Source organism: Vibrio viridaestus, from assembly GCF_003856525.1.
Taxonomy (GTDB): domain Bacteria; phylum Pseudomonadota; class Gammaproteobacteria; order Enterobacterales; family Vibrionaceae; genus Vibrio; species Vibrio viridaestus.
The window spans coordinates 495,714-516,869 of record NZ_RJVQ01000003.1 but is presented as its reverse complement, the minus strand read 5'-3'; the positions used below and the strand labels follow the sequence as shown (position 1 = coordinate 516,869).

Genomic DNA, 21,156 nt, shown 5'->3' with positions numbered 1-21,156 from the left:
GTTGGAGAAAAATATGTAGGATTTTTAAACTAATTGAGCCCATCTCATTCCTGAGAGAGCTATTTTCACGAAAAGTAGCGTTATTTGAGGCAAAAAAAATCGGCCATAAGACCGATTCAACATTAATGGAACATAAAAACTAGTCCGCCATAGAGGTGGCTAGCTAACCATCGACAACATCTCAGTTTGGAAACTAATATTGGGTAACGCCATGCGATCGTGCATTACCTTTATAACATCTGAAAAATTGAGTGCCTTCGAAGCACTCAAATCAAACCCATCCTGTTCAACGCAAATACACAGACTGGATGAATCCCCAGCCTCTATCACAACAAAATGACCATCATTCATACCATTTCTTAAAGAAATTAGCTCGCCCTCTTTTGGTTGCATGTCGATACCCTGAGTATCAAAAAACCAACTTTTGGGTTGAACTGGCTTATAGAATCGCTTCGCTGCAACGCAATTAAGAACAAGTTCTACCTTACGCGCTTCAATAATAGGTAAATAAGAAATGGATTCGCAGAACGTTTGGTAATCGCCTGCATCATCTACGGTAAAATCGTTATCACAGAAAGCGCAGTCTACTAATACTTTTCCAGCAAAATTAGTCCTGAAGAGCATATCAGTTCCCAGGTCGAGCATCAGGTGACCTTCTTTATCACAGAAGTACCAACTCCATTTGTCACTTGGTTTAAGCATTGTTCCAACTCTCTACTCTGTCTATTTGATAGTGGTTCTAACGTAGACGTTGCTGAATTTGCCAACGAATATCATTCATTCTATAAACGATTTCTTAAAAAAAAAGAGGAAATGAAAAGTCATTCCCTCTCTTAGAATCAATATGATAGACGTCTTAAACCATCATTTATGCAGAGTAAGTTAGATATTTTTTACGATATCTTTAACTAGACCAGGTCCGTGATAAATAAAACCAGAATAAACCTGAACGAGTTTAGCTCCTGCGAGTAGTTTTTCTTTCGCTGATACAAACGAGTCGATACCACCAACACCGATAATCGGTATTTGATCCCCGAGCTGCTCGTAAAGCTTCTTGATCACTTCGGTACTTTTAAGTTGAACTGGGCGCCCACTTAATCCACCCGTTTCGTTGGCGTATTTCATACCTTCTACAACTGAACGGTCTAAAGTCGTATTCGTTGCGATAACACCATCGATAGCATTGGTTTTGAGAGAATCACATATTTGAACTAGCTCTTCGTCACTTAAGTCCGGAGCTATCTTGAGAGCAAGAGGAACATATTTATCATGCTTTATCTGAAGTTCTTTCTGCTTCTCTTTTAAAGCAGCAAGTAGTTCATCCAATGCTTCTCCATATTGTAGCGAGCGAAGTCCTGGAGTATTGGGTGAAGATATATTTACGGCAATATAACCAGCATAAGGATAAACTTTGTCCATACAAATTAAGTAATCGTCAACTCCTTTTTCGATGGGAGTATCCTTGTTCTTACCTATATTGATGCCAATTACACCATCATATTTCGCTTTTTTTACATTTTCTACGAGATGATCTACACCTAGGTTATTGAAACCCATGCGATTAATAATCCCTTCTGCATCAACCAATCTGAATAATCTTGGTTTATCGTTACCAGGTTGTGGACGCGGTGTCACAGTCCCTACCTCAACAAATCCAAAGCCCATTGCGCCAAATGCTTCAATACATTCGCCGTTTTTATCCAAACCAGCTGCTAGGCCGACCGGATTTTTAAACGTTATGCCCATGCACTCAACCGGTCTATTAGGTAATTGCTGACGATAGAATAGATCCAGAGGAGTCCCAGTAAATCGTTTAAAGTTCTGTATTGCAAGATCGTGTGCCTTTTCGGCATCAAGTTGGAAAAAGCCACTTCTGGCTAAGCGGTAGAGCATTGTGCCTCCGAAAGAAAAGCCCCGTATAAACGGGGCCTTATTATCACTGATTTGTCGTACAATTCAAATTTAAAAGTGCTAATTCCCTCAAAGCAACGGAGAATTTTGCAAATTCGTGTACAGAGCCGACTTTGAACTCATTGAGAATGTTGTCCCAGCGTAGCAGTGCTTTCTTATTCTCACTAATCCAACTCTCTAAAACTTCGAGTTCTGCATGTTCTTTATCCAAAGAAGCACAATTCATCACTTTTGAAGTAAGCGATCGTTGCTGCCAATCAAGATCTTCTCTAAAAGCCGCTCTTGCAAGAGCCTGCCAGTTATTATCAATTGCCTGATGGTTAATTTGGTTCAGGAACCAATGCAGTGACAAACGATCACCCAGATGATAGTAAAGCCGTGCTGTTTTAACGATATCAGACTCATGTTCATACGCGACTTCAATAATATCGAGAGCAGACGTAAGGCTAGATAACCTTGAAACATAGTGCGCTGTTTTTTCATCAATTCCCGATTCGATCCATCGGCTTGCTAACATTAAATGCTCTTCTACTTCAGAAGATACAAGCAGATCATCCATTTGCGAAAAGATCGTTTTAACGTAATCCGAGTATCTGTCGATCAATGCCTCGATCGGTTGATGGGCATTCTGGTTTCTTAAGATCCAACGAGTTAATCTTCGAAGCATTCTTCTAAGGTGAATTAAGAGTGAATATTGTGATTGCGCCGTCGCAGTTAAGTCACTCGTTCTAATCGTATCGATCACTTCTCCTAACCCAAATACCTCACGTACTACGGTGTAAGCATTTGTTATATCAATCACATCAGAGCCAGTTTCTTCTTGTAGTCGCGATACAAAGTTACAGCCCATTTCGTTAACAATTTGATTTGCTAGCGTAGTGGCAATAATTTCAGTCCGTAAAGGATGAGACTCCAACTCCCGATTAAAGTTACGCTGTAACTCCGTTGGGAATGATGATTGCAGTAGTTTTGAGTGAAATGGTTCCGATGCAACACGCTCCGAAGCAAGTTGCTGTTTAAGTAGCATCTTGCCATAGGCGACCAATACCGATAATTCGGGCCGAGTCAACCCTTCACCCCGCTTTTCACGTTCAAACAACGTTTCATCATCAGGTAAAAACTCTAAGTTGCGATCGAGAAATCCTAACTTTTCAAGTGAGTGAATGAAACGAATCTGTTGTTTAACAACCGATGTGCCCTGACTTTCAGTAACGGAAATCGACTCTGATTGTTGATACGCATCAGAAAGTACTATCGAGCCCACTTCATCTTGCATTTTTACAAGAAGCTCATTGCGATTTTTTAATGTCAGATCGCCATTGTGTACTAAGCTATTCAGGAAGATTTTAATATTCACTTCGTTATCTGAACAATCAACCCCGCCAACGTTATCTACGAAATCGGTATTAATACGTCCACCACTTAAGGCATATTCGACTCGTCCAAGTTGCGTTACACCCAGATTTCCGCCTTCTCCGACAATTTTCGCTTTTACTTCACTGCCATTAACACGAAGTGCGTCATTAGTTCTATCACCAACATCCGCATTGGATTCTTTCGATGACTTAATATAGGTACCAATACCACCATTCCACAATAAATCCACATTCATGGTTAACAACAAGTGGATCAACTCATTGGGCGTAACTTGAGATTTACTGGTTTCAAGCATAACTTTCATTTCAGGCGTGAGACTGATCGATTTTACCTTGCGAGAGAAGATACCTCCCCCCTTAGAAATCAGTGACTTGTCATAATCTTCCCAAGATGAACGAGGAAGATTAAATAAACGCTCACGTTCAACCCAGCTTGATGATGAATCAGGATTAGGATCAATGAAAATATTCATATGATTAAAGGCGGCGACGAGCTGTATATGTTTTGATAACAACATGCCATTACCAAACACATCACCAGCCATATCTCCAATACCGACAACGGTAAAATCCGTCGTTTGGCAATCGATGTTGACTTCTCTAAAGTGACGCTTAACTGATTCCCATGCTCCTTTCGCTGTTATCCCCATCGCTTTATGGTCGTAACCATTTGATCCCCCAGATGCGAACGCATCGTCTAACCAGAAGTGATACTCACGGGATACACTGTTAGCCAAGTCAGAAAATGTTGCCGTACCTTTGTCAGCAGCCACGACCAAATAAGGATCATCGTCATCGTAACGGATCACTTGTGATGGTGGTTGGATCTCACCATTAACAATATTATCCGTGACATCAAGTAAACCGCGTATAAAGATCTTATAGCAACGTTGGCCCTCAGCAAAAATTTCATCTCTGCCGGACAGTAAACTTTGCTTTTTACAAACAAAACCACCTTTGGCACCAACAGGTACAATCACCGTATTTTTAACCTGTTGCGCTTTGACTAAGCCGAGAATCTCTGTGCGGAAATCTTCATATCGATCTGACCAGCGTAACCCTCCTCTGGCTACCTTCCCACCACGCAGATGCACACCCTCAACATCAGGTGAATAAACGAAAATTTCGTAGGCTGGAACCGGGGCTGGTATTTCAGGAATCTTCTTCGGATTCATTTTAAATGAGATCCAAGGTTTATCCTTACCTAATTCATCTTTCTGGAAATAATTGGTACGAATAGTCGCGACCATCATCTCCATGTAACGACGAATAATTCTGTCATCATCGAGACTTTCTACATCTTCAAGATGTTGTGTAATCTGATCGATAATCTTTTGTTGCTTATCGCTCGACGGTTTACCTCTAGGTTCGAACCTGTTGATAAACAACGTCACCAATAAACTTGCAATATGTGGATAGTGATTGAGAGTAATCTCGATATATTGTTGGCTGAATGGGAAACCCACCTGACGCATGTAACGTGCATACGCTCTTAAGATAGCAACTTCCCTAGCACTCATTTTTGTATTAAGGATTAAGCTGTTGAAGCCATCATTTTCGATCCGACCATACCAAATATCCGCAAAAGCGTTTTGAAAACGATCTCTTGATTCACGGATATCGATCGGACTATTACTGCTACTTAACATTGAAAAATCTAAGATCCAATATATCTGTCCATTAGATTTAATCACTTCATACGGGGCTTCACCAATTACTCGTAGTCCCATGTTTTCCAGCAACGGCATCACATCTGACAAATGTATCGGTTCATCTCTGTAGTAGATTTTTAACCTAACCACTTTTGAAGAAGATGACTCTTCCTGAGGTCGATAAAAGAGCATACCTAGTTTGCTATCTTCACTCAGCTTTTCTAGAGCTTCAATATCTGCGACAGCACTGCTTGGTAGCATGGCTTCTTTGTACGAACGTGGAAATGCACTCATGTACTCTTTTGACAGAGGCAAGCCTTTGCTTTCACCTAGCTCAACAACAATAGCGTCAGAAAGTCTATCATCCCAACTGGTTGAAGCTTCGGTTAAGTTCTGTTCTATTTGTTTCACATCGACGTCCATGATATTGCTATCTACCCGCACTATATAGTGCGTTCTGGCAAGTGAGCTTTCAGAGAAAAATACGCTGTATTCAACTTTTTGTTTTGAACCAAAATAATCAGCCAGGATTAATTGCGTTTTTTTCCGTAACTCTGTGGTATGACGGTCCTTTGTCACATAAACCATACAACTGAAAAAACGACCGAAAGGATCTCGTCTTACAAAGACACGTAGCAGATCTCGGTCCTGCATCTGTACAACCCCTTTTCCTACTTGAAGAAGCTCCTCCTCTTTTGCTTGGAGTAATTCGTCACGCGGATAATTTTCGAGAATATTATGTAGCGCTTTATAGGCGTATGAACCATTAAAGTAGCCACTCGCCATTAGTATTCTTTCGACCTTTTCTCTAATTAAAGGAATGGACTCGACGGTTTGGTTATAGACTGCAGACGTGTAAAGACCGGTAAAACGATGTTCACCAATGACATTACCTTTACTGTCAAATTTCTTGATCCCAATATAATCGGTATATGCGGGTCTATGAATTCGACACTGTGTATTCCCTTTGGTAAGAATAACAATGAATGGTTTTGTCGCTTCATTGCGAGCGGACTCAGAAAATTGCGACAGCTTAACACTGCGCACACGCTTTTTATCAGTAAAAATACCTAATCCCGTTTCTTGCGTTGGCTGAAGTTCAATATCACCCTTTACATCAACAAGGTTGTACTCTTTATAACCCATAAACGTAAAATTATGATTCACAAGCCAGCGTAAAAACTCAAGATTTTCGACAAACCTATCGCTCTCGATTGGAATCACTTTCTTCTGTTTTTCCAACTGCTTAATGACCGTATTTAGCTTATCGACCATAGGCTGCCAGTCTTTGACCACAAGCGCAGTATCCGACAATACTGACATCAGCTCATCTTTAAGTTCGTTGATCTTAGCCTTATCGTTGATCCGATCGATTTCAATATGAAACATTGACATCAATGTTCCGTTATCGCATGCGATATCAGAGATACTTTGATCTTGCCATTTAATTCGAGCGGGTCCATGAAGCATGATATGTGTCGCGAGGTCAAAACGTGCCAGCACCATTTTTATTGAGTCCACTAAAAATGGGGTGTCAGGTAATACAATCTCTATAATGGTGTGACTCGATTGCCAACCATGTTTGCTTACCTGCGGATTAAACACTTTAATTGATTGGGACGTGGCATTAGATTCATTTAAGTGATGCCACACACTGACTATTGCACCATACAGATCAGACTCCGTCCGATTGGCTAAATCATCCAGAGAAATATTACCTAAAAGATGATGAGCCAGCTTTGTCACTATTGCTTGAGCTCCATCATCTAATTTCGTATCTATGAGTTGCTGAACTTTCTCTAATAAGACAGGTTGGACAGATTGTTTCGATCCCATACCTCACCTCTTACCCGTTTTTGTTAGTTTTTATTGTCTTAACATAAGGATAGCTTGAGATAAGAAAAAATTTTGGAATCTACGAAAGTTTGTCAGAGATTATGATGTCCCTCTAACTTATGAGCTAATTATCAATACAAAGCCAGTGTTATATTGACTCGATCGCTATGATTTTATTGTGATTATCCACACTGAGCTTAAACCTTCCGCGGATACCAAGCTGACTTAAAAAAGGGCGAAGGCGTGACGCGGGTAACTGCAGACGCAAGCCATTTTCTGTCGTCACCAAAACCGTTGAAGCGGCGCCAGTATAGAGCTGATGAAAATCGACATAACTGATATGAAGAGAAAAGTAATAGCTATTCATAACAAAAATAGAGGGCCAAAGCCCTCATTATATTTCCTTATGCTTCTAACGCTTTTGTAACCTTTTCATAGAGATCTTTTGCGAGCCCTTTTAAGCCATGTAACTCTTCTAGAACAGATTTAATTTGCTCCTGACGAATAGAATCATAACGTTTAAATTTCAGTAATGGATCGATTAAACGTGATGCGACTTGCGGGTTAGTCGTATTAAGCTGTTTAAGAATATCACCGGCGAATTGGTATCCAGAACCATCAACTTTATGAAATTGAGTCGGATTGTTATTCAAGAAGGCACCAATCAAACTGCGAATACGATTTGGATTTCTCATCGTAAATGCTTCATGCCCCATGCTTTCCTTTATAACTGCTAATGCATTATCCGCTGGATTCGTCGCCTGAATCATGAACCACTTATCCATTACAAGCCCGTCATGTTTCCACTTATCACTATAATCATTCATAAGGGTCTGACGACAATCTAACTGCGCATGATTCGCAGCACTCATGGCCGCTATAGTGTCAGTCATGTTGTTGGCAGATTGATATTGTTGTAGAACTAATTCGTTCCCTTTAACAGTATGTGCTAAATAAGAAAGGCAAACATTTCTCAGAGCTCTTTTACCAATAGCATCATGCTCAATTGTGTAGTCAGCCTGAGCAAGTGATTCGTAGTGATTATAAAATTCATCCAACAGACTATTAGCCAAAGTAAGCTTAAGTGAAGAAAGTACAGAATCTACTGCATCTACATCAACACTATCGTACCAACCAAAAACCTCATTGTGAGATGGTAAGGTAAACATTTCCGCTACAAATGCAGTCTCAATACTCCTATCACTCAAGACTCCTTTAAAAGCGTCGATGAGTGAAGATGGCCACTCAGCACTCTCACCTTGAGATACTTTAGTGACATTGTCACGAATATATTTCGCAAGTAACATTTGTCCAGCATCCCAACGAGCAAACTCGTCAGTCGCATGTACCATAAGAAATGAGAGATCTTGATCGGAATAGTTAAAATTTAGTTTCACCGGAGCAGAAAACTCTCGAAGTAACGAAACAATAGGTTTTTCATTCACATTTTCAAATAGATAAGTTTCCTCAGCATCTTTGATATTAAGAATATTATCTAAAAGAATTCCATTACACTGTAACGGAATTGTCTTTCCATCTTTACTATAGAGCTCAATATTCAGTGGTATATGTAACGGTAGTTTCTCTAATTGCTCTGCTGTTGGTTTCGTACTTTGTTTGACTGTAAGTGTATAGGTAGATTTTTCAGCGTTGTATTCATCCGTAATATCCAATATTGGTGTACCAGACTGACTGTACCAACGACGGAATTGACCTAAGTCCACGCCTGAAGCGTCTTCCATCGCAGCCACGAAGTCTTCACAGGTAGCAGCCGTGCCGTCATGTCGATCGAAATACAAACGCATCCCTTTTTGAAAACCTTCTTCACCTAGTAAAGTATGAATCATACGAATAACTTCGCTGCCCTTTTCATAGACGGTCAATGTATAGAAGTTATTCATTTCAATCACTTTATCCGGACGAATCGGGTGTGACATTGGTGAGGCATCTTCCGCAAATTGTGGGCCACGGATAATGCGTACGTTATGAATGCGGTTAACAACCCGTGAACCTAAATCTGAAGAAAATTCTTGATCACGGAAAACGGTCAAGCCTTCTTTCAAACTGAGTTGAAACCAGTCACGACAAGTTACACGGTTACCAGTCCAGTTATGGAAATATTCATGGCCGATAACTGATTCAATGCCCAGATAATCGGAGTCAGTCGCAGTTTGGTCATTCGCCAGGACAAATTTTGAGTTAAATACGTTCAGCCCTTTATTTTCCATCGCGCCCATATTGAAGAAGTCGACGGCAACGACCATATAAATATCAAGGTCGTATTCAAGCCCAAAGCGTTCTTCGTCCCACTTCATCGCATTTTTTAAAGAAGTCATTGCATGACTAGCTCGATCGAGATTGCCTTTATCAACAAATATCTCTAGTGCAACATTTCTTCCGCTTTTAGTAATGAAGGAGTCTCTAAGTACGTCAAAATCACCAGCTACTAGTGCAAACAAGTATGCTGGTTTAGGATGAGGATCTTCCCAAGTAATCCAATGTTGACCATCATCTGTTAGACCTGATTCCACTTTGTTACCATTACTCAACAGATATGGGTAACGTGCTTTATCTGCGATGATAGTTGTAGTAAAACGGGCTAAAACATCAGGTCGGTCAAGGTAGTACGTAATTCGCCTGAAGCCTTCCGCTTCACATTGAGTACAAAACGCTCCATCAGAGATGTATAGCCCTTCCAACGCACTATTATTTAATGGGTCTATCTGGGTCTCTATTGTTAGTTCAAATTGTTTTGGCAAACCTGTAATCTTGAGCTGCCCTTCTATTTCTTCGTAATGGCTCCAATCAACTCCATCAACCTTAACAGAAATTAATTTGAGGTTTTCTCCATCGAGCACTAATTGATTACTATCATCAAGCTGCTTTACTTTTGAAACTGCAACAACATGAGTTTGAGTTTCTTCAAGATTGAATTTTAATGCGATATCAGTAATGGTGTGAGAAGGCGACTGATAATCTTTTCTAAATTTGGCTTGCGGAGTGTTGGCCATGGCAGGTTCCTTTTCTCTAAATCATTATTAATGATGAGCACGTGCCTCAATGCTTCATATGAGCATTACACGTTAAAAGCATATAATTATAATTGGGGACATGAGACAAATTATCAACCCAGCGAGGTCATATATATCAGGCAACCTATTGAAGTTTAGTTAATAACGCCGTCATTTCACCATCATCGGTCATCAAGCTCATTCTATTATTGCGGATATTAAACGTGGTATTTAACTCGCCATTTTCATAAACCAATACAAGATGGTCATCTTCTAGGTAGTAGACTCCTCGATGCAAGACTTCTTTACCTTTTTCGTTACTCGCTTTGAAATAAAAAACAAAATCCGGTTGAAGCACCAATAACATTTTATCGACACCCACTGACTGAATATCATGCCCACCTATACTGTCGCTAAGCCATGCTCCGGACACTTTCTGGGAAATCATTTTTAAAAAAGTGACACCGTTTAAAATCAGCCGGTTATGTGTATTTGCAAAAGAATAGAGTTGGGGTTCAATACTGGTCCTCCCTAGAACCAAGGTATCTCCACTGACTTCATATTCCCCATCCCAGTACTCATAGGTATTATCCATTCGTTGAATTTGCACAAGGAATGAATAGTCAGACTGGAGTTTGAGGTGGATGGATTGATAATTTTGTTTCTCGTCATAAGGTGAACTATTAATGAGCACCCAATCGCCGAGCAGAAAAGGATAATCAAACTGTGTAAGATCATCTTGTTTCTGATCTTCTGTCGCCAACGTAACGTGAGTGACTATCAAAAGAAGTGGTAACGACCACCATTTAATGCATAGTTGCATGATAATTCTCCTCACTTTTCTTTAAGCTTAGGCAAGAGCAGTGAGGAACGCGAATTTCTGTCAGGATATAAAAAACGGACCTAGTGAGTAGGTCCGTTTTATCATTGAGATCTCGAAAACATGTACTATTTTTCTAGAGAAACTAACTCACTAGTAATAGCAACCGCTTCATCGAGATAAGCATCAGGAGCTTTGTAATCTTTAGGGATATCTTCAAACGCTTTATACGGTTTTTTACCCGCAGCTTCTCTGCGCATGTTTACACGCTTGAGCTCAAGGCTTTCTGAATCTTCGCTTTGCTTAAGTCGAGTCTTTTCATTTAATGACACTCGGTTATCATCTTTATCTGCACGATATTTGGTAATATCCTGATCGATAAATTTAAACTCCATATCATTTGCAATTCGAGACTTATGGTCTGCTTTAAGCTTATCGATATAGCTCGATTCGTCTAAAACTTTGCTGTAATCAGCTTTATCAATACTGTCCCATGGAAGTGCATTGTCTTCTACACTTTCCCCAGTATCAGCAGGATCGATTGCAGTTGGGAACGCGATATCAGGAACGACACCTTTGTTCTGGGTACTACCACCGTTAATTCGATAGAACTTCTGGATCGTATATTGAACATAACCCAGCTTCTCATCAAAAAGGTCATAGATATGATTCAATGAACGATGCTGCTGCACTGTCCCTTTACCATATGAGTTTTCACCTAAGATGATCGCTCGACCATAATCTTGCATCGCAGCTGCAAATATTTCCGATGCCGATGCGCTGTAGCGGTTAATCAATACCGTTAGCGGGCCATCATAGCTTATCTGATCATCTGTATCGGTATTCACGTTCACTCGACCGTAGCTGTCGCGAACCTGTACTACCGGACCACTCTTGATAAACAAACCCGTTAAGCCTGTTGCTTCGGTCAAAGCTCCGCCGCCGTTGTTTCTAAGGTCAACGATCACACCATCAACGTGCTTTTTATCAAACTCATCAAGCAGAACTTTGGTATCTCTCGATAAACCAACGTAGAAACTTGGTACTTCGAGCACACCAATTTTCTTACCGTCCTTCTCGATAATGTTTGATTTCACCGCTCGATCTTCTAAACGGATTTTATCACGAACAATTGTTACAACGTGACTTTTAGCATCTTTTCCTTCGGGAAGAATCTGGAGCTTAACTTTTGTTCCTTTCGGGCCTTTGATAAGTTCAACAACATCATCTAGACGCCAACCAATCACATCAACTACGGCTTTACCTTCTTGACCAACACCAATAATACGGTCACCTTCAGAAAGCTTGTGACTCTTAGCCGCAGGACCACCAGCAACAAGTGAACGTATAACAGTATAATCATCTGTCAGTTGAAGAACCGCTCCGATACCTTCCAGAGACAAGTTCATTTCAGACTGAAATTGCTCAGCCGTACGTGGTGATAAATAGCTAGTATGCGGATCGATTTGGCGGGCGAACGCATTCATATAAATTTGGAATACGTCTTCGCTATGAGTCTGCGCAAGTCGCTTAATCGCATTATTATAACGTTTGCTCAATGTTTCCTTTATCTCGGGCCAGGTTTTCCCTGCAAGCTTAAGGTTTAGAGCATCGTATTTAACACGTTTACGCCATAACTCATTCACTTCCTGCTCATTCTTTGGCCAAGCAGCCTTCGAACGATCTACATCGATATATTCATCTTTATCGAATGTTATTTCTTTATCCAGTAAAGACAATGCGTACTTAAAGCGTTCATATCGCTTTTTCATCGCAATGTTATAAACATCGAATGCAATGCTGTCATCACCTGACTTAAGTTGATCGTCAAGCTGAACAGACCAATTCTTAAAACTGTCTATGTCTTGCTGTGTAAAGATATTACGATTGTAATCAAGAGATTCTAAATAACGCTCGAACATCTTTTTCGAGAAATCATCATTTAAATCAATGTGTTTATAATGTGAACGGGTAAAACGAGAAGTGATTCTCTTGGTTGCTGTGGAGTGTTGGACTTCTGGGGCAAGAACAGGAAGGTCTTTTTCTTGGATAGAAGTATCAACAGCGTAAGCTGAAGATGCTACTAGCAATAAGCTAGTAGCAATAATCGTCAATTTTGAACGGCATTTCATGCGTAGGAGACTCTCCTTTAAGCGCGCAAGTGCTCCGCTTTCACAACCATTTGCAGGCCATTTACTAACTGAACTCTCACATCTTCCTTATTGATTTCTACGATAGTAGCAGACATATTTCCGTTGCCCATATTAACATTGACTGCTTTACCTACACTAAGTTCATCAGAGCTAAGCGGTTTTGTGTCTACTACCTTGTTATTCGGCTTATTGCCTTTTGATTTATTACGTGGCTGACTTTTCTTCACGCCAGGCTTAGCTTTTGCCTTGTTATCCTGCGGACCACTTTTCGCCTGTTGCTCTTTGCGACGAGCTTTTACCTTCGCTTTGCTCTCTGCAAGTGCCGTTTGAGCATGGTCAACGTGTTCTTGCTCTAATTCACCACATGCATTTCCATCCAGATCAACACGAACTGCACCAGGTTTTACACCATGCAAATAACGCCAAGATGATGTGTACTGTCTTAAAGCAGCGCGTAATTGTGTCTTACTTACTTTTGGATCTTCTCCAAGACGTTCAGCAAGATCCTGAAAAATACCTATTTTCAAAGGTTTTGCTTCACCCTCTAGAGTAAAGCATTTAGGGAAACATTCAGCAATATATGCAATCACTTCTTTGCTGTTTTTTAACTTTTCAGTGTTTTCCATGAGGATTCCTGGTTGTGCGGCTAGACCGCTAGCATGTATAAATATGTTTATTAAATATTTTCGGTATTATAGTGAGCTGATTTGGAAAAACCACCGTCAATCACAAAATTATCGATTATTAGCGTGCGAATTAAGCACTTGCTCTACTTGTCGCATCAAGTTTACTAGCCCTTGTTCGTCAGTTTCGGTGAATCGACCTATTGATGGACTGTCAATGTCCAGTACACCAGCAACCTCACCATCAATACTGAACGGAATCACGATTTCAGAGTTGCTGGCCGCGTCGCATGCTATGTGACCTTCAAATTGATGGACATCTTCTACACGTTGAACTGTGTTTTTAGCAACAGCGGTGCCACATACCCCTTTTCCTACAGTGATACGCACGCATGCAGGTTTACCTTGGAATGGACCAAGAACTAATTCACCCTGATTCATTAAATAAAAGCCAACCCAATTTAAGTCTGATAACTCAAGATTCAACAAAGCACTGACGTTTGCTAAATTCGCGATCATATCGTTTTCATCTTCAATTAACGCTATCGCTTGCTTTGCTAAACGTTCATAATGCTCTAATTTCATAATTATTTCCTAACAATTTCTTTCTTTAATGGTACTGCTGTTTTGCATGCCATAACTACAATACAAAAGGCTTATGAGCGAAACAAGAGACCAAATCGGAACTCAGTGGCTGATAAAACAGGTTATTGAGCACAAGCGCAAGCTAATTTTTGCGAATATCGTTGCAATCGCTGCAACTTTAGTCAGTGTGCCAATCCCAATGCTAATGCCCTTAATGGTCGACGAAGTCTTGCTCAATAAACCAGCATCCGGCGTGAGTATTATGAATCATGTACTACCGCCGAGCTATCACAGTCCAACCGGCTATATTGTCCTAACCTTAATTTTGGTTATTCTCATGCGGGCGGTCGGACAAATCTTGAATATTCTTCAAAGCCGTCAATTTACTTTAGTCTCCAAAACCATTACGTACAAAATGCGCTGCAAAATGATTGATAAACTCGGTCGTGTCAGCATGCGCCAATACGAAACGACCGGTAGTGGTGTATTTAATGCCCATCTGATTACTGATATTGAGACGATTGATAACTTTATTGGTACAACGTTGAGTCGTTTTATCATTGGGCTTTTTACCGTTATTGGCACAGCCGTTATATTGCTTTGGCTAGATTGGCGCCTTGGACTTTTCATCCTGTTGGTCAACCCTTTCGTTGTCTATTTTTCTCGTAAGCTAGGAAGTCGTGTTAAGACATTAAAACGGGTTGAAAATGAATCCTTCGAACGGTTTCAGAATCGTTTAATTGAAACTCTGGATGGAATTTATCAGCTTAGAGCATCAAACAGGGAACGCATTTTCCTCGAAGAACTAAAAAGTCGCGCCAATGATGTGCGAGACAGTGCTGATCGATACTCTTGGCAATCTGAAGCGGCTGGGCGTATGTCGTTCTTACTATTTTTAGTCGGTTTTGAACTTTTTCGTGCTGTAGCTATGTTAATGGTTGTTTTCAGTAACTTAACCATTGGTGAAATTTTCGCCGTATTTGGTTATCTTTGGTTTATGCTTTCTCCCGTACAAGAATTACTCGGTATTCAATTTTCCTGGTATAGCGCGAAAGCCGCACTAAAGAGAATTAACGGTGTGTTACAAATGGAAGAAGAAATTCGCGGAGAACTCAAGGCCAATCCGTTCAATTCCAGTGACAAAATATCAGTCGATATAGAAAATATCAGTTTTGCTTACGATGAAGACACTCTTGTTCTCAACAATTTATCTCTGCATATTCCTGCGGGGAAACGCATCGCAGTCGTTGGTGCAAGTGGCGGTGGAAAGTCAACGTTGATCCAATTATTACTTGGACTTTATCAACCGTTCTCCGGTGATATTCGATTTAATAATATTCGAGCCAAAGATATTGGATATGAACAAATACGTAACAACATATCCGTGGTTCTACAACATCCTATTTTGTTCAATGATTCTCTGCGGGCAAATTTAACTCTAGGCTCTACAATCCCTGATGAGCAACTATGGAAAAGTCTCGAAATTGCGCAATTAGGTGACGTTATCAAACAATTGGAGAATGGTCTCGAAACTCAAATTGGACGTAACGGTTTAAAACTGTCTGGTGGCCAACGGCAAAGACTTGCAATAGCACGTATGATTCTATCTGAGCCGAAGTTTGTCATACTGGATGAAGCGACATCTGCTCTTGATACAGCCACAGAAAGTGCGCTTCATAAAGCAATGAGCGAATTTTTATATGATAAAACGACATTGATCGTTGCTCACAGATTGTCAGCAATAAAAGAAGCTGATTTAATCTATGTTTTAGAGGATGGCCAGGTAACTCAGGCGGGCACTCACAACGAGTTGCTTAATCAGGATGGCCTTTATCAAACTCTTTATGGGACCGTTTAGTTCTACAAGCAAAGATGAATCAACTAGTTAAAACATCTCCTTCTGGAGCGGACTTCAATTGCCCGACCTGCGGTCTACAGTTGACCCGAGCAGCGATTCCTTCAGGAACAAAAGCTCAATGTCCACGTTGTAATACCAATCTATATCGTGCTGATTATCCTTCGTTATCAGGCAACATGGTGCTATTGATAAGTTGTTTAATGCTATGCATCCCTGCTTACTCGCTCAATTTTTTAACGATTCATTTAATTGGCATGAAGATTTCAGCTTCTTTTTTTACGATGCTTATCGCCTTATATGATTCGGGGTTTGGACTTCTTAGCCTATTGATTGCACTTTGTGGGTTTCTCGCGCCAACGGGATTCTGTATTTCCCTGTTTATTCAGCATTACGCTATCTCACAGCATAATGTAGGCTTGTACCATCGGATGGAAAAACTGACAGCTCACTTGCGATCATGGGTCATGATCGATGTATTCTTGTTAAGCGTCGCCATTGCTTGTGTCAGACTTAAAGACTTTGCAGAGATTGACGTACCTACAGGTTTATACATATTTATCGTGTTGCAAGTTTTAACCATCATGCTTGTAATCCGTTCAAATTCAAAAGTATACGAGCACCATCTCAGAGAACGCTCTCCTGTATTTTTTCACCAACTGACGACATTGAGAGTCGACAAAAAGCGGGATACTCTTCTGAGTTCTATACTGCTCCTCTGCGCAGCAATTTGTTTTGTCCCAGCAAACTTCATTCCTATATCAATACTCATGTCTAATGGTAATCGTACAGTAGATACTATTTTTTCGGGCGTCGAGTATCTCATGGTGAATGGACTGGGTGGATTGGCAGTTATCATATTTATTGCCAGCATTGCGGTTCCGATGCTGAAAATTTTGGGCTTGGGCTATCTTATAGCCAGTTGTCGTTGGGGTTCCGGTCGACTTAACACACAAAATACCAAAGTCTATTTCTTTTTAAAATGGATCGGGAAATGGTCAATGATTGATCTATTTGTCATTGCCATAACATTGACATTAGTCGACCGTGGCCAATTACTGGACTTTGTTCCTGGTTATGGTGCAATAGCATTTGCAGCAGTGGTCGTATTTACGATGTTAGCGACCGAATCTTTCTCACCACAATTGATTTGGCAAAACGATAATTCAAGGCAAGTAAATGAGTAATGAAAAGCCCAATAGCCAGTTTCCCGTTGTAAGAAAAGCACGGGGTATTTCTCCACTCTGGATTCTTCCAATCTTAACTCTCATAATTGCTGGCTGGTTAATTTTCAAAGCTGTCAATGCCACGGGCGAGATGGTAACGATCTATTTCGATGATGCACAGGGGCTTATAGAAGGTCGAACACCAATTCGCTATCAAGGCCTCGAAGTCGGTATGGTTCGACACGTAAAACTGGAAAAGAAGAACGATAGCATTTACGTTGAAGCCGAGGTATACCCAGAAGCCTCATATCTCGTTAACGGTGATACCAAATTTTGGCTGGTAAAACCTTCCGCGAGTTTGTCTGGCATCTCGGGTCTGGATGCCTTGGTATCTGGTAATTACATTGCCCTACTACCTGATAACCTTGATAGTGAATCAGATATTAAAGATGCCTACTACGCATTAAAAAACGCGCCAACCAATATAAAGAATACAAAGGATCTGATCGTCGAACTGACGGCTGATGAATTAGATGGGATAAATGTTGGCTCTAAAATTCTCTATAAGAAAATCCCGATTGGCGAAGTAATTGGATATAACTTAAGTCAAGATAATCAATCAGTATCAATACAGACCAGCATAAAACAAGAATACGCGCCGCTGATTACCGATAAAAGTCGCTTTTGGAACGTCAGTGGTGTCAATGCCAACATTAATTTTTCCAACGTAGACATACAACTTGAGAGCATTTCCTCATTACTGGCAGGAGGCATCGCTGTCGATTCTCCTGACGATGGAAATCCTGTCGAGTCAGGACAAAAATATAAACTGTATGACGATATTCGCTCCGCAGGGAGAGGCATTCATATTCAGGTCGAACTACCTCAGGATCATGGACTTACAGCTCAGTCGTCGTCAGTCCTATATAAGGGTATGAAAATAGGTCAGGTTTTAAGCATAGTATTCAATAAGCAAAAAACCAAAGTACTCGCGAATATCGCTGTCGAGCCAACCTTTAGCGACTTACTCGTTAACGGCAGCAAATTCATTATTGATCAGGCGCGGCTCTCGCTCACTGATATGAAGAAACTACCTAACCTGATTAAAGGTAATGATCTCATTTTACTACCGAACCCTTCGGGTAAAGAGAGAGCTCGAAGCTTTACAGCGATCAAAGAATCTCAATTCAATCAACTCTCAGAAAATGCGTTAAGCCTAACACTTAACTCTGATAGTGCAATGGGACTGAGTCCTGGCAGCCCTATTCGTTACCGTGGCCTTAGCGTCGGTGCCGTCAGTCATATTGAGATCGCTGATGAAGGCGTCAATATTCACATTTATATAAACAATAAGTACAAATACTTAGTTCGCTCAGAAAACCGTTTTTATATCAATACTGTCGCGTCAGCTAAGTTAACAAATAATGGCGTGAATGTGTCTATTCCTCCTGTTTCTGATCTCATTTCTGGTGGGATTGGATTTATAAGCGAAGGCAATGACAAATCCCGTCGTATTTACCGGTTATATTCAAGTGAAGAAGCCGCTAACCTTGCTAAAGAAACCGAGCAAGGAACACAGAGATTAACGCTATTAGCTGATAGCCTACCCGCCATCAGTGAAAGCAGCCCTGTTATCTATCACAATATAAAAGTTGGTCGGGTAGAGAAATATGAATTAGGTGATAAAGGCGTCGTTATCACCTTACTCATTGAAAATAAATACTCACACTTAATCAATAGTACAACGGTTTTCTGGGGCACATCTGGTTTAGAAGTGGATGCTTCTGTTAATGGTATTTCGTTGAAATCCAAACCCGTTGAGTCAATTCTCAAGGGCGGTATAGAGTTTACGTCGATCAATGGAATAAAAAACAAATCGAACAACCGTTATATTCTCTTTAAATCGTTAGATGAAGCGAAGCTCTATGGCGAGCAAATTACCCTCACTTCTCCTGAAAGTTATGGCATCACAAAAGGCACATCAATTCAGTTTAAAGGGGTCACCGTTGGTAAAGTATCGTCAGTACTACCCGATTTTTCTCATGACAACGTACTGATTACAGCATATGTGCTTCCCGAATTTCGAGGAAAAATCGCTCTTAAGTCCAGTTATTTCTGGATAAAAGGCAAAAGCGAGAATGCGCTGGAAGTCATGAAAAACATCAAATCGGTAATTATACCCACAATAGAGGTGATGCCCGGACAAGGCGAGTTTGTTAAACAATTTAATCTCCACTTGAACGCGCCAAACCGTCAGGGTTTGGATTTGATTTTACAAACGGCTAATCGTGATTCCATTACTTTTGGCATGCCTGTGACCTTTAGAGGAATTGAAGTTGGCAAAGTTACCAATGTTCGTCTGGGTGACCTCGCTGATCGAGTTTTGGTCTCAGTCCATATCGATAATCAGTTTGCCTATCTAGTCAGAGAGAACAGCGTATTCTGGAATGAATCGGGGATTAATGTATCGGTGGGATTAACTGGCGCAGACATCAAAACGGGTTCGTTACAATCGCTGGTAACTGGTGGTATCGCGTTTAACACGCCATTAAGCCAACCTATTTCCCCCGTCGCTCATACAGGCGATGCATATCTACTTCATCAAGAAAAGCGATCTGAATGGTCTGAATGGAACCAGCCTATCGCTAAACCTTAATCCGCAAAGAGAACGATGAGTCCCCCCATCGTTCTCTTTTTCGGTATATAATGCCCCCCACAATGAATCATGAGAACCGACCTAGTGCAGAATAACGCTTTTATCCCCAACGAATTTATCCAGCATGTTCAGCAATTTCTTCCCGCTCATTTAACGATTGAACAGTTTTTAGAGTATTGCAATAAACCATTACGCAAGAGCATTCGCGTTAATACTCTAAAGATCGATATTAAATCGTTTGAGAAACAAGCCAATGCTAAAGGATGGATATTAGAAGCTATTCCTTGGTGTGAATTCGGATACTGGATAGAAGCTGATGAGTCGGAGACACCACTAGGCAATACAGCAGAGCATATGGCGGGGCTTTTCTATATACAAGAAGCCAGTTCAATGATGCCAGTAACCGCTCTTCAAAACGCGCTTATCAACGCATCAACTGTTTTAGACATGGCGGCAGCTCCGGGTTCAAAAACCACACAGATAGCGTCGATCATGAATAACAAACATCTGTTGGTCGCAAATGAATTCTCTGCCAGTCGAGTTAAAACACTGCATGCAAATATAGAACGTTGCGGTATTTCCAATTGTGCATTGACTAACTTCGATGCACGAGTCTTTGGCCAGTGGTTACCAGAATCATTTGATGCCATCCTTTTAGATGCACCATGCTCAGGCGAAGGCACTATCAGAAAAGATACCGACGCGCTAAAAAATTGGAGCCTATCCTCTTCAGCTGAAATCGCATCCACACAAAAAGACCTTATTGAATCGGCATTTCAAGCATTAAAACCTAACGGCGTACTAGTCTATTCGACTTGTGCGTTGAGTGTTGAAGAGAATCAGCACGTTTGTCATCACCTAAAAGAACTATTTGGTGACGCGGTCACTTTTGAACCATTAAACCACTTATTTCCTAATGCCGAACGAGCAATAACACCAGAAGGCTTCCTACATATATTCCCACAAATATTTGATAGTGAAGGTTTTTTTGTGGCTAGAATTCGTAAAAACGCTTCAATCCCAACCGTTGAAGCAAAGAAAAAAGTGGGCAAGTTCCCATTTGGTAAGGCAACAGCTAAGCAAGCAAATGAGATAAATGACTTACTAAAGAACACATTTAATATCACAATACCAAATGATAAACAGATTTGGATTAGAGATAAGGAAGTCTGGCTATTTCCCAACGATTTCGAACCTTTCATCGGTCAAATGCGTTTTTCAAGAATCGGAATAAAAATTGCCGAAATGCATAAAACCGGTTATCGCTGGCAACATCAGGTTGCAACTTCTCTCACAACGAGTTGTGACACCGTCACTGTTGATCTTGTAAAAGATGATGCTCGCGAGTGGTTTATGGGTAGAGATATAAGACCAGAAGGCGTAACGGGTGCCGGTGAGGTTCTAGTAAGTTATTCAGGAATGGTGATTGGTTTAGGTAAATGGGTTGGTAACCGAATCAAAAATGGTCTTCCGCGAGAACTAGTTAGGGATAAAAACCTATTCTGATTCATT

The 21,156-nt window shown here is 40.7% G+C and carries 13 protein-coding genes; 4 read left to right on the top strand and 9 right to left on the bottom strand.

The window, feature by feature from the left end:
* Nucleotides 1-159 precede the first annotated feature (159 nt).
* The 9 genes from EES38_RS09930 to EES38_RS09890 form a co-directional block, all read right to left on the bottom strand.
* Nucleotides 160-702, bottom strand: a complete 543-nt coding sequence (locus tag EES38_RS09930) for a cell division protein ZapC (protein WP_124937024.1) — start codon at nucleotides 700-702, stop codon at nucleotides 160-162.
* Nucleotides 703-882: 180 nt separating this feature from the next.
* The gene (gene pyrD / locus EES38_RS09925) at nucleotides 883-1,893 is read right to left on the bottom strand and encodes a quinone-dependent dihydroorotate dehydrogenase (RefSeq protein WP_124937023.1); all 1,011 of its coding nucleotides are present in this window, start codon (nucleotides 1,891-1,893) and stop codon (nucleotides 883-885) included.
* 43 nt (nucleotides 1,894-1,936) lie between these two features.
* The gene (locus EES38_RS09920; protein WP_124937022.1) at nucleotides 1,937-6,775 is read right to left on the bottom strand and encodes an NAD-glutamate dehydrogenase; all 4,839 of its coding nucleotides are present in this window, start codon (nucleotides 6,773-6,775) and stop codon (nucleotides 1,937-1,939) included.
* Between the two features lie 148 nt (nucleotides 6,776-6,923).
* Entirely contained in the window at nucleotides 6,924-7,142 is a 219-nt protein-coding gene (locus EES38_RS09915; protein ID WP_124937021.1) for a DUF2835 domain-containing protein, read from the bottom strand.
* A 37-nt stretch (nucleotides 7,143-7,179) separates the two neighbouring features.
* The gene (pepN, locus tag EES38_RS09910; RefSeq protein WP_124937020.1) at nucleotides 7,180-9,786 is read right to left on the bottom strand and encodes an aminopeptidase N; all 2,607 of its coding nucleotides are present in this window, start codon (nucleotides 9,784-9,786) and stop codon (nucleotides 7,180-7,182) included.
* 145 nt (nucleotides 9,787-9,931) lie between these two features.
* Nucleotides 9,932-10,609 carry a hypothetical protein gene (locus EES38_RS09905; RefSeq protein ID WP_124937019.1) on the bottom strand — a complete coding sequence of 226 codons (678 nt, stop codon included), beginning with the start codon at nucleotides 10,607-10,609 and terminating at the stop codon, nucleotides 9,932-9,934.
* A gap of 125 nt (nucleotides 10,610-10,734) precedes the next feature.
* On the bottom strand, nucleotides 10,735-12,738 hold the full coding sequence (prc, locus tag EES38_RS09900) for a carboxy terminal-processing peptidase (protein WP_124937018.1): 2,004 nt from the start codon (nucleotides 12,736-12,738) through the stop codon (nucleotides 10,735-10,737).
* A 17-nt stretch (nucleotides 12,739-12,755) separates the two neighbouring features.
* On the bottom strand, nucleotides 12,756-13,385 hold the full coding sequence (gene proQ / locus EES38_RS09895; RefSeq protein WP_124937017.1) for an RNA chaperone ProQ: 630 nt from the start codon (nucleotides 13,383-13,385) through the stop codon (nucleotides 12,756-12,758).
* A 108-nt stretch (nucleotides 13,386-13,493) separates the two neighbouring features.
* Nucleotides 13,494-13,967 (bottom strand): free L-methionine (R)-S-oxide reductase MsrC, encoded by a 474-nt coding sequence (locus EES38_RS09890; protein WP_124937016.1) that lies wholly within the window; start codon nucleotides 13,965-13,967, stop codon nucleotides 13,494-13,496.
* Nucleotides 13,968-14,040: 73 nt separating this feature from the next.
* Here EES38_RS09890 and EES38_RS09885 point away from each other — a divergent pair, with 73 nt between their 5' ends.
* From EES38_RS09885 to rsmF, 4 genes are all read left to right on the top strand, one after another.
* Nucleotides 14,041-15,825 (top strand): ABC transporter ATP-binding protein, encoded by a 1,785-nt coding sequence (locus tag EES38_RS09885; RefSeq protein WP_124937015.1) that lies wholly within the window; start codon nucleotides 14,041-14,043, stop codon nucleotides 15,823-15,825.
* Nucleotides 15,826-15,839: 14 nt separating this feature from the next.
* Nucleotides 15,840-17,009 carry a paraquat-inducible protein A gene (locus EES38_RS09880; RefSeq protein ID WP_124937014.1) on the top strand — a complete coding sequence of 390 codons (1,170 nt, stop codon included), beginning with the start codon at nucleotides 15,840-15,842 and terminating at the stop codon, nucleotides 17,007-17,009.
* Entirely contained in the window at nucleotides 17,002-19,644 is a 2,643-nt protein-coding gene (locus EES38_RS09875; protein ID WP_124937013.1) for a PqiB family protein, read from the top strand. The genes EES38_RS09880 and EES38_RS09875 overlap by 8 nt, the downstream gene beginning before the upstream one ends.
* Before the next feature lie 84 nt (nucleotides 19,645-19,728).
* Nucleotides 19,729-21,150, top strand: a complete 1,422-nt coding sequence (gene rsmF, locus EES38_RS09870) for a 16S rRNA (cytosine(1407)-C(5))-methyltransferase RsmF (protein WP_124937012.1) — start codon at nucleotides 19,729-19,731, stop codon at nucleotides 21,148-21,150.
* Nucleotides 21,151-21,156 lie beyond the last annotated feature (6 nt).